Source organism: Acinetobacter sp. 243_ASPC (assembly GCF_001054715.1).
Lineage (GTDB): Bacteria > Pseudomonadota > Gammaproteobacteria > Pseudomonadales > Moraxellaceae > Acinetobacter > Acinetobacter soli.
In genome coordinates this window covers 44879-55322 of record NZ_JVOR01000104.1, presented here as the reverse complement: position 1 = coordinate 55322, position 10444 = coordinate 44879, and the positions used below count along the sequence as shown (strand labels likewise).

The window sequence follows — 10444 nt, the reverse complement described above, 5'->3', positions numbered from 1 at the left end:
GCGGATGCTGCTGCAAAAGCCAAAGCGGATGCTGCTGCAAAAGCTGAAGCTGAAGCCCGTGAATCTGCAGCAGAAAAAGCACAGCAAGAAGCGGCACAGAAGAAAGCTGAAGCTAGACGCGTGGCTTCAAGTGCCAAAAAAGATTTCGAGCAGAAAATTTACCGCGCATGGAATATTCCTATGGGTGCAGCTGGTAAAAAAGCCACTGCACGTGTCACTTTAAGTGATAGCGGCTCTGTACTTTCGGTGGTGGTGAATTCCAGTGATGCAGATGTCAAAGCGAGTGTCGAAGCTGCGGTACGATCAGCCGCCCCTTATCCAATGCCGTCAGACCCAGATGCACGACGTGAAGCGCGTACGTTTACCTCGTCGTTTACAGCAAAATAATTTTTGATTGTGATTACATGCTTTAAATGGATTCAAAGCATGTAATCGTGCTAAAACAGCACAAGCCATTCAATTTGACCCTCTATCACGACTATGGATATGACGCGTAAACATTTACTTTCTTTCGCACTCATTGCGGCTCTCGGGATGACCGTGACTTCAAACACGTTTGCCCAATTGCATCTTGAAATTGCAAAGGCGCCTGAAGAAGCGCCTAAAATCGCGATTGTGCCTTTTGCAAATGATCAATCCTTGTTTCCGATTGTGGAAAACGACTTGAATCGATCTGGTCGTTTTAGTAGTTCTTCAAAAAATTTACCCGCTACAGCTTCGGTAGATCAGGTGCAGGCTTCAGCATGGCAATCTGCCGGCATTCCCTATGTCGTGGTAGGTAATGTTAAACCTGCAGCCAATAATGCACTTGAAGTACATTACCAACTTTACGATGTGCAAAAGCAGCAATATCTTTTAAATGAAGTCTTAACTGTTCCAGCTTCGCGCGTACGTCAGGCTGCGCATATGATCAGTGATGCGATTTATCAAGCCCTCACTGGTATACCGGGCGACTTTAGCGGGCGTATTGCCTACGTACTTCGTAATCCTGCTACTCCAAATCAGCGTTATACACTCCAGATCGCAGACACAGATGGCGAACAACCTAAAACCGTTTTATCGTCTCGTGATCCAATTCTATCACCGGCATGGACACCCGACGCTAAAAAGATTGCTTATGTATCTTTTGAAACCAAACGACCCGCTATTTATTTGCAAGATTTAGCAACGGGGCAACGCGAAGTTTTGGCAAGTTTTAAAGGCTTAAACGGCGCGCCAAGTTTTTCTCCAGACGGCAAATCGATGTTATTTACAGCGTCGATGAACGGCAATCCAGAAGTCTATCAAATGGATTTAACCACCCGCCAATTACAGCGCATGACCAACGATAACGCGATTGATACAGAAGCACGTTATGCACCAGATGGCAAATCCTTTATTTTTACCTCAGATCGCGGTGGCTCACCTCAAATTTATCGCTACAGTTTCGATGATTCATCGGTTAAGCGCTTGACCTTCCGTGGTGCCTTTAATGCACGTGGCACACTCAGTGCAGACGGTAAGAATATCGCATTGGTACATCGCCCTTCAGGTAGTAATTACAAAGTGGCCATCATGAATATTTCGACTGGTATCGTGAATATTCTGACCCCAACCAGCCTTGATGAATCACCAAGCTTTTCACCGAATGGCCAGATGGTGGTCTATGCTACCTATGAAGGAAGTCGTGGCTTATTGTCTATTATGTCGACAGATGGCCGCTTCCGAATGAATTTACCAAGTGAACAGGGTGAAGTGAGAGAACCTGCGTGGGCACCGAAATAACGCTTAGACATAATCTTACTGGAGATTAATATGAACGCTGTGAAATTATTTGTTTTACCTGTGCTGGCAACAGCGGTAATCATGACAGGATGTGCAAGCCGCAAACCTGCTGCACCTGTGACCACTGGAACGAATCCAACTGGCACGACCACTGTAAGCACAGAAGGCTTAAGTGAAGATGCTGCATTAAATGCAAAAAATCTGACTGGTGCGTCATCTAAAGGGGTCACTGCTGCAAATCGTGCCTTTCTGGCAAAACGCGTGGTCCATTTCGATTACGACAGCAGTGATTTATCCACTGAAGACTATCAAACACTTCAAGCACATGCTCAATTTCTAATGGCAAATGCAAACTCTCGTGTTGCATTGACAGGTCATACAGATGAACGCGGTACACGTGAATACAATATGGCCTTAGGTGAGCGTCGTGCAAAAGCAGTACAAAGCTACCTAATCACCAATGGCGTCAATCCACAGCAGCTTGAAGCAGTGAGTTATGGCAAAGAAATGCCAATCAATGCGGGTCATGATGAAGCAGCATGGAAAGAGAACCGTCGCGTTGAAATCAACTACGAAGCAGTTCCTCCTTTGTTGAAGTAATAGATAAAAAATATAAAAAGCGCCTTCATTGAAAGGCGCTTTTTATATGAATGTCTTTTACTGTGAAGTATGGTTTGAATCTGCTTCTTGGTGCTGAAACGACTCGATCAAATCGTGTTTATTAAACTCTTTATATTCAGGTTTTGCTTGATACCCTTCCCAAGCTGCAGCAATACTTTCTTTGGAGATCTCATCCAAACTCAAAGCTTCGCTCGGGGTGGGACTTGGCTCAAACTTCTTGGTCGTCATTTTTGCTGCTCCTACCCTCGGATTTCTCCTATGCCACTAAACATAACATGTTATGGCAAGCTTGCAAGCAAAAAATAACCAGAAATAAAGTAAGATAATTTTTCTTTTTGTCCAATCTCATCTAAACTATGCGCCAGTTGCAGATCACCACTATTCATCTTCTTCGGAGTTATTTTGTATGTCAAATCTCACCTTGGCTCAATACCTACAACAAAAAAATGGGAATTTGACACCTGAGTTGGCACAAGTGATTGAAACAATTACAAATGCTTGTAAAGAAATTGATCAAGCCATTCAAAAAGGAGCATTGGCCGATCTGCTTGGAAGCGCAGGTAACGAAAATGTTCAGGGTGAAACGCAGAAAAAACTCGATGTGTTATCAAATGATCTTTTGCTTGATGCCCTTCAAGCACACCCTCAGGTAGGTGGCCTTGCATCGGAAGAGCTGGACGATTTTACCCCAGGTCATCAAGATGGCAAGTACTTGGTTTTGTTTGATCCTTTAGATGGATCAAGCAACATTGATATCAATATGTGCGTCGGCACTATTTTTTCGGTTTTACCTGCCAAACAAGCAGTGACGCAAGCTGCTGACTTCATGCAGCCTGGTACAGCTCAGGTTGCTGCCGGTTATGTTATGTACGGGCCTTCAACTATGATGGCGCTTACCTTTGGTGCAGGCGTAGACTTCTTCACTTTCGATATCGAAAGCCGTGAGTTTATCTTTACAACTGCGTCGGTTAAAGTTAATGCGGATACTCAAGAATTCGCTATTAACGCTTCGAACCAACGTCACTGGGAAGCACCAGTTAAACGTTATATCGATGAGTTGCTTGCAGGAAAAACATCGGTTCGCGGTAAAGATTTCAATATGCGCTGGATCGCATGTATGGTGGCAGATGTTCATCGTATTTTATGCCGTACTGGTATCTTTATGTATCCATACGATTTGAAAGATCCAAGCTCAGCTGGACGTTTACGTCTCATGTATGAAGCCAATCCAATGAGCTTTATTATTGAACAAGCAGGCGGTGCAGCAACCACGGGTCGCGTGCGTATCATGGAAATCGAGCCAAACGATCTTCATCAGCGCGTTCCTGTCATTATCGGCTCAAAAAATGAAGTCGATCTTGTGACCGGTTATCATCAGTAATTTTATCAGACTGTGATGTCAGTTTTGGCATCACAGTGGACTTTTATATATGTCGATTATTTATCTTGAATCTAAAGATAACCCCAAAATTAAACATTTACGCGGGCTGATCGAACAGCAAGCTTTTCGTAAAAAGAACCGTCAAACTGTACTTGAAGGCACACATTTATGTTTGTCTTGGTTACAGCAACAACGCAAAATTAACAGCATTTTTACCACTGAAGCCGCATTAAAACATCCAGATTTTGACGCCATCGCAGCGCAATATACTGGCCACGTGTTTATTTTAGCAGAAAGTTTATACCGCGATTTAAGTACGCTTGGTACCTCACTGGCATGTTTGGCGATTATCGACTTACCTCAATCAAGTCAGGCCATCGATTTTTCTCAAGATACACTTATTTTGGAAAATATTCAGGATCCAGGCAATGTCGGAACGTTGCTTCGCTCTGCAGCGGCGGCCAATATTAAGCAAGTCATTTGCACCAAAGGTTCGGCATCTTTATGGTCGCCTCGCGTGTTACGAGCCGGGATGGGTGCACATTTTAGTCTGTATGCCTTTGAAAACATTGCGCTTGATGTTGTACTTGATCAGTTTAAAATTCCGGTCTATGTGACCAGCTCTCACAAGGCGACCAGCATCTATGATCAAGATTTAACCCAACCTTGTGTCTGGATATTAGGGAATGAAGGTCAGGGTGTGTCAGATTATGCACTTGCCCATGCGCAAAGTGTCACCATTCCGCAGCCGGGTGGTCAGGAATCCTTAAATGTGGCCATTGCAGGCTCTATCTGTTTTTTTGAAATGGTTCGCCAACGACTGTAAAAACGTTAATTTATATTAAAGTCTCTCTTTTATCGAATAAAATCATTTAGACNGTATGTAAATAACTGTTGATGTTGTCAACCTATTCTTCTTATTGAGCGTTATATAGAACATGTAACCAGATAGGAAGAATGGGGATCGAATGACAGGATTTTCCATCTCTATGGATTTAGCGCCCAAACAGTCTCGAACTGAACGCAGTACCCATGAAGGTACTGTCGAACAACGTCTTAAGTTTTTTATGCAAGATGTGAGCGGCCGTGCGCTTGTCATGATGGAAAGTGCCACTCAAGGTCAGCAAGGCATTGCCATGGATCTGGTACAAGAAGCGTTTATTTCGCTTCACAAGTCTTACGCAGACAAGAGTATCGATGAATGGTATCCTCTTTTTTACACCATACTGAATAATAAATTACAGGACTGGCGGCGTAAGGAAGCCCGAAGGTCTAACCCATTTTCTTTTTTCAAAAAAGTCAGTTTAGATTCCGACGACGAAATAACTGATGTTGTTGATGAAACAACACCTAATCCTTTTGACTTTCTGGATCAAGCCGTAACCATTGAAGAGATTCAAGACGCCATCAGTAAACTACCTGTTCGACAACAACAGGCGTTTATGTTGCGTGCTTGGGAAGGGTTTGATACTCAAACCACTGCTCAGATCATGAATTGCACAGAGGGAAGCGTAAAAACGCATTACCATCGCGCTATTCAGGGTTTACGCGCTTCGTTAGCTCATTTAAATCCATCTTTGGGAGGTTCATCAGATGAATCAAGATGATTTCACAAAGCGTGTGACGTCTAAGCTTGATGGACTCGCACGTCATCATAAAAACAAAGCTGTTGTCATGACCCATGTTCTTGAAAAAATTAAAGAAGAACCAAAGTCATATTATAGCGTGTGGAAAATGTCAGGTTTTGCACTGGCCGCAGCAATCACAGGTTTTGTGATTTTACCAAGCTCGTTTGATCTGACTGAAAAACCACAAAATCAAGTCATTGTGACACCAAAACTTTCACCGCAAATGGTGGAGGATTTTGAAATGTTAAGTGTACTTGGCGAAGATAAGGTGCCTCATGGTAGCTAAACGACTCGCCATTGCCCTATGTGCTTTAAGCTTTTTGCAAACCAGCTTTGCAGGATTCGAGCGTTTTTGGTTTTTTTCCAAAGATGCCAATACGCAAGTCAATGAAACTTGGGATGCACTCTCAGATGACGAACAACGCGCACTCATACAGCGCTACCAATCGCTGAAAGAGGCACCAAAAGATAAAAAAATTGATTTGCAGCAGCGTATGGACTGGTTCACTCAGCTTCCAGAGCAAGAAAAACAAAAAATGCGAGATACTTGGCAAAAAATGAGTACTCAAGAACGCAACGATTTAAGAAAACGTATGCAAAATGCCAGTATGGAAGAGCGTACTCAAATTCGTGAAGAATACATTCATAAGTATCTGACTACCGCCGACCCGCAATAATACAGCGATATAACAAAAAAGAGGTCGATTGACCTCTTTCTTACTTTTAGAAGTTGACTATTTGAAGCGTCTGTATAGCGCAAGCCCCATAAGACCAATTACGCCGAATACACCAAGACTCCCACCCCCACCGCGACTGTCGTTGGTTGTTGTTGCGGTATTGACCAGTTTGACTGTCGCTTGTTCAGACTTTAGACCTTCAGCATCGTAAATCACATATTTGAAGGAATAATTAAATGGGCTGAAGTTGTTTTTTACCTGTATACGCAGATTACCGCCATAACAAAGATTAGCAATATCATCACCCGGACAGTTACCTGTTCGGTCTGCTACAATGGTAATACCTGATGGGACATCAATTAAACTTACTGCAAGCTCTGCCCCGTCATCGTTACGATAAAATTTTGGTTTATTTGGATTTGACGTTAAGGTTGAACTTGGCCCATCGCCATCATCACTGTCATTGCTCAACAGATTAACGCTAATTTCTTGACTGCTGCCATATTGCAGACTGTACTCATCATCTTTTGCAATTGGTTTAATATTGACAAACTGTGCAAATAACAATCCAGATGACTGACTACTCGAATCCGTTTTTGACGTTAATGTATATTGGCAAATGTTGTATTCATCGGCTTGTGTAATGGTATCGTCTTTACGTGAAATAATGATCCGTTTTAAAGTCGGATTCCATTCACACTGTAAATTTGCGTCGTCTCTTAATTTGATTACGCTTGCGGTACTGCTTGAGTTATTCAATGTACCAATTCCAAAACGTTGCACGCTTACATTATAATTTTCCAGATTTAATGGCTGGATTTCATGCGCGGCGTTTTCATTGGCAAAACTTTTTGCAAACGGATCGACGTAAATTGCACGGTACTTTAAATTGGCTTTGGTATTGGTCACCAAGTCACTGTATTTTTGAAATTCATCGCGATATAACGGTAAAAACTTCGGATCTGTGGCACTGTCTTCAATCAGTTTCTTATACGAATCCCTTAAGGTTTCATAACCTGAATTAGTATTTGTGAATAAATCGACCAATGATGTATTGGTTAGATTTTTTAAATCACTTGCGGTCAGTTTTAACAATTCAATCGAACCGATATCACAGCTATTGGCAGCAGCGGGATTCAGCAATAACGTCGCATCGGTAATCCGCTGAATACCACGTTGATCATTTTTGGCATTACAACTGGTCGAGCCGACATCAACCAAATCGCTTTGATTTTGATTATTTCTTGGAAAATATACAGGTAAGTAATTGGTATTTTTATCACCTGCACGTAAATCTTCGAACAGGCTTGAGAAGCTGGTGGTACTCACATCGATGGTATTGTGCTGTGTAGCTAAAACCTCATTACCGACATCACACTGCCCTTCTTTTGCAGCAGACAAAACCAGCGCATTATAAGATAAATTTAAACCGGTCGAAGTTTCTGATTTGGCATCACCGTAGGCATAACGGCATGATTTTCCAGTATTTGCAAATAAAGCATTCAGGGTTAGTCTTTTGGTACCAGTCTTGTCGTATAAAAAGGTACTAAATGCTGTGTTTTTAACAATCGTGTTATTTTCAAGGGTTAAATTGGAGCTGGCATCAAGATTACTCGATTGCGAGTTTGATTGATCACTGCTGAATTTTATAATACTGCCAGAAGTCGGATTGGCAGTGTTGAGTGCAATCGTGTTAGCAGTTAAAGTTGCTGTGGGCGTTCCACAAAAGGTCAGTACACTGTCACTCGATGCACCGCCATTTTGTATAATACTGTTATTGGTCAGCGTGAGAGTGCGTGGATTAAGCACACCGAAGTCACGGCATGCCATGCCTAGTACTGCATTGGTTGATGCTGTATTTCCCTGAATAAGACTATTACTGATGGTCACGGCACTGGTGCCATTTTCAAGATAAATTGCGCCACCATTGGCTGCGCTCGAGTTGAGGATATTTACCCGATTGAGCGTGGTCGATCCGCCTAAATAAAGCGCTCCCCCACGATCCGAACTATGGCCCTGACGTAACTCGAGATCATTCAAAGTGAGTGCAGATTTCGCATTGGTGGTATTTAAAATACGTACATTATTTTGCCCTGAAATCACAGTTTTCACTGCGGTCAGTGCAGGATACTGCTGGGTGATGGCATCTTTTTGCGTATAATCGAGCGCCTCTTTTCCTTTAATAATCACCTGTGAAGTCGGTACCAGCTCGGAACTCAAATTATACGTTCCCGCTTCAAGCTGGATGGTATCGGTGCTAGATGCAACGGTATTTCCAGCCGAACATCCACCATAGGCTTTATTGGCTGCCGCGGCTTTAAGCGCCATGCGGAGTGAACATTTGGCACTTGAGTCACTGTCGATATCTTCAAAGGTATTCACGTATATGGTTTTATCTTCTGCTGCCATGAGTGACATGGCTGATAAAATCATTAATGTCAGTATTCCTTTTTTATAATTCTGCATGATTCATCCTTTTCTTACTGCTGACGTTTCCGACGCCACATCATCAATCCACCCAATACGATCAAGCTTCCCCAGCCGAAACTACCACCACCACCTGTACTGACTTTTTTATCTTCGAAGGTGTTGGGCGGGTTTTGTACAATACGCACAGGAATATCGATATACTTGCTGTTGGTCGACGAACTAAAACGGCTAAATGTGGTTACAACACGGATTTTAAATTCATCTGTTCCGTGCCAGTTGCCATTGGGTGTGTAAACCACATTTCCATCCTGATCGAGCGTTAACGCTCCCTTAGATGGCGTATTGGTTTGTATAACGCCCAAACAACCGACTTGCCATGCTTTACCGTCTGTACGTTTTCCTAAAATAGCCTCGCACGCACTCGCCGGAACTAATTCCCCATCTGTGAGTTGTTCTGCAATCGAAAATTTTGCCTGTTCACCATATAAAATATCACTTCCCACAGTAGCGATTGATGAGGTGTCGATGACGAGTTCAATGGCACCCAAGTCACATGATTGATTACTACTACGAGATTTACCACGCTGATCGACTGATTCACATGCACCCGTGCCACTAATACGACCACGATTCACAATCAAAGAGTCATCTAAACTGTTGTAGCTAAGCAATAAGCGCGGTCTAAAAAAACCTAAAAAGGTCATACTCGGTGTAGCAAACGGACACAGTAATCCTTCAGCCGGTGCGAGTGTACATTTTCCTTCTACACTCGAGCCTGCAAATAGTTTTACAGCACCGAGATTAATATTGGGTGCATTACTTGAACCCGATCCACAGTCAGAATTCACCAGATTATTTTGAATCAAGCTTTTGTCAGAGCTTGTAAAGGTACAGTTCTTGGCAGTTTGTAATACTTCGTTTTGAACAATCCCATTTTCAACCACAATACTATTGGCTAAATAGGCATTACCAAGCGGCGCATCGAAATAGATACCCAAAGAGTTGCGTACCAATGTGTTGTTATTCAAACTCTGGCCATCACGTAAATTGATGAGATAGCCCGTGTTTTTAAGGATTGTCGAATTTTTTACACCATACAATCCCGAACTAAAAAAACCTGCTGTAAGATCATCGCTAAACTTTGCTGCGCTAAAAAATAACGTCGGTGTCGTTGTAGTCGTTGCAGTGTTGTCTCGCACAACTGATTGAATCATCACAAATCGGGGAAGATCACTGTAAATCACGGCGCCTTGGCTGGCGGTATTATTTTGCATCAAACTATTGATAATGGTGACTGATCCACTGGATTTATCTGTAGTTGATGCTTGTGCGTTATAAATTGCACCACCCAAATTCGCATATCCATTTTTAAGCGTCACATAACTTAAAACGAGTGTCTCTTGGTTGTATATCAAACCACCCTGAGCAATGCCGCAATCTTTGGCACAGCCATCCAGATTCACTTCTGTGAGCTGAACATTATATTGCTCATTCTGGGTGCTATCATCACGGATTCGAAAAATCTGATCAGCCCCTGTCATTTTGATGGTGGCATTATTCAAACCTAGCTGATTGGTAATAGTCGTGTCGTAAGTGGTTTTAATTTGCAATGCTTTTTTAATTTCAATTTTGCTTTTTAATTCGTAGGTTTTACTTTTTTCAAGCAAAATAACCGGGTTGCTGTCTTTGCCCCCGCATCCATTGTAGCCTGATTCAGGCGACCCTTTATTAATGTACTCCACAGCTTCACGTAGTGAGCACAATTGGTCATCTTTCACTTCATCCGCTGTGGTGTTTACTATAATACTGTCACAGTACGCATGCCCCGCAATACACAACAAGCCAATGCCTAAGCCCTGCTTGAGCATATTATTCTCCTTAACATTCCATTTTTCATTATTTTTTTAAAGTTGCTCTATCCCAACAACTTTGAATTCTTTGCC

The 10444-nt window shown here is 42.6% G+C and carries 11 protein-coding genes; 8 read left to right on the top strand and 3 right to left on the bottom strand.

Annotated features, from left to right (window positions below; translation table 11 throughout):
- From ADA42_RS14075 to pal, 3 genes are all read left to right on the top strand, one after another.
- The coding region (locus tag ADA42_RS14075; protein WP_048765821.1) for a TonB C-terminal domain-containing protein at positions 1 to 387 on the top strand (387 nt) is incomplete at its 5' end.
- A gap of 93 nt (positions 388 to 480) precedes the next feature.
- The gene (gene tolB, locus ADA42_RS14070) at positions 481 to 1764 is read left to right on the top strand and encodes a Tol-Pal system beta propeller repeat protein TolB (RefSeq protein ID WP_004939365.1); all 1284 of its coding nucleotides are present in this window, start codon (positions 481 to 483) and stop codon (positions 1762 to 1764) included.
- 30 nt (positions 1765 to 1794) lie between these two features.
- Positions 1795 to 2364: a peptidoglycan-associated lipoprotein Pal gene (pal, locus tag ADA42_RS14065; protein ID WP_004939367.1), complete on the top strand. Its 570-nt coding sequence runs from the start codon at positions 1795 to 1797 to the stop codon at positions 2362 to 2364.
- A gap of 57 nt (positions 2365 to 2421) precedes the next feature.
- Here the strand turns inward: pal and ADA42_RS14060 are convergent, their stop codons facing one another.
- The gene (locus ADA42_RS14060) at positions 2422 to 2613 is read right to left on the bottom strand and encodes an NF038105 family protein (RefSeq protein WP_004939372.1); all 192 of its coding nucleotides are present in this window, start codon (positions 2611 to 2613) and stop codon (positions 2422 to 2424) included.
- Positions 2614 to 2791: 178 nt separating this feature from the next.
- On the opposite strand from ADA42_RS14060, the gene ADA42_RS14055 reads away from it, so the two are divergent.
- From ADA42_RS14055 to ADA42_RS14035, 5 genes are all read left to right on the top strand, one after another.
- On the top strand, positions 2792 to 3766 hold the full coding sequence (locus tag ADA42_RS14055) for a class 1 fructose-bisphosphatase (RefSeq protein WP_048765819.1): 975 nt from the start codon (positions 2792 to 2794) through the stop codon (positions 3764 to 3766).
- 49 nt (positions 3767 to 3815) lie between these two features.
- Complete coding sequence (locus ADA42_RS14050; RefSeq protein ID WP_048765818.1) at positions 3816 to 4592, top strand: TrmH family RNA methyltransferase; 777 nt, start codon at positions 3816 to 3818, stop codon at positions 4590 to 4592.
- Between the two features lie 163 nt (positions 4593 to 4755).
- Positions 4756 to 5373: an RNA polymerase sigma factor gene (locus ADA42_RS14045; RefSeq protein WP_048765816.1), complete on the top strand. Its 618-nt coding sequence runs from the start codon at positions 4756 to 4758 to the stop codon at positions 5371 to 5373.
- Positions 5360 to 5680 (top strand): hypothetical protein, encoded by a 321-nt coding sequence (locus ADA42_RS14040; RefSeq protein ID WP_004939385.1) that lies wholly within the window; start codon positions 5360 to 5362, stop codon positions 5678 to 5680. The genes ADA42_RS14045 and ADA42_RS14040 overlap by 14 nt, the downstream gene beginning before the upstream one ends.
- A complete protein-coding gene (locus ADA42_RS14035) occupies positions 5670 to 6071 on the top strand; it encodes a DUF3106 domain-containing protein (protein ID WP_004939388.1) in 402 nt (133 codons plus the stop codon). The genes ADA42_RS14040 and ADA42_RS14035 overlap by 11 nt, the downstream gene beginning before the upstream one ends.
- A gap of 57 nt (positions 6072 to 6128) precedes the next feature.
- Here the strand turns inward: ADA42_RS14035 and ADA42_RS14030 are convergent, their stop codons facing one another.
- Both ADA42_RS14030 and rbtA read right to left on the bottom strand, forming a co-directional pair.
- Entirely contained in the window at positions 6129 to 8537 is a 2409-nt protein-coding gene (locus ADA42_RS14030) for a CSLREA domain-containing protein (protein WP_048765814.1), read from the bottom strand.
- Between the two features lie 14 nt (positions 8538 to 8551).
- The gene (gene rbtA, locus ADA42_RS14025) at positions 8552 to 10369 is read right to left on the bottom strand and encodes a rhombotarget A (protein ID WP_048765813.1); all 1818 of its coding nucleotides are present in this window, start codon (positions 10367 to 10369) and stop codon (positions 8552 to 8554) included.
- Positions 10370 to 10444: the final 75 nt, after the last annotated feature.

What these genes read in the sequence shown, in the direction of transcription:
- tolB (WP_004939365.1), top strand. Translation starts at nt 481, where the DNA reads ATGGATATGACGCGTAAACATTTACTTTCTTTCGCACTCATTGCGGCT.
- pal (WP_004939367.1), top strand. Translation starts at nt 1,795, where the DNA reads ATGAACGCTGTGAAATTATTTGTTTTACCTGTGCTGGCAACAGCGGTA.
- ADA42_RS14060 (WP_004939372.1), bottom strand. Translation starts at nt 2,613, where the DNA reads ATGACGACCAAGAAGTTTGAGCCAAGTCCCACCCCGAGCGAAGCTTTG.
- ADA42_RS14055 (WP_048765819.1), top strand. Translation starts at nt 2,792, where the DNA reads ATGTCAAATCTCACCTTGGCTCAATACCTACAACAAAAAAATGGGAAT.
- ADA42_RS14050 (WP_048765818.1), top strand. Translation starts at nt 3,816, where the DNA reads ATGTCGATTATTTATCTTGAATCTAAAGATAACCCCAAAATTAAACAT.
- ADA42_RS14045 (WP_048765816.1), top strand. Translation starts at nt 4,756, where the DNA reads ATGGATTTAGCGCCCAAACAGTCTCGAACTGAACGCAGTACCCATGAA.
- ADA42_RS14040 (WP_004939385.1), top strand. Translation starts at nt 5,360, where the DNA reads ATGAATCAAGATGATTTCACAAAGCGTGTGACGTCTAAGCTTGATGGA.
- ADA42_RS14035 (WP_004939388.1), top strand. Translation starts at nt 5,670, where the DNA reads ATGGTAGCTAAACGACTCGCCATTGCCCTATGTGCTTTAAGCTTTTTG.
- ADA42_RS14030 (WP_048765814.1), bottom strand. Translation starts at nt 8,537, where the DNA reads ATGCAGAATTATAAAAAAGGAATACTGACATTAATGATTTTATCAGCC.
- rbtA (WP_048765813.1), bottom strand. Translation starts at nt 10,369, where the DNA reads ATGCTCAAGCAGGGCTTAGGCATTGGCTTGTTGTGTATTGCGGGGCAT.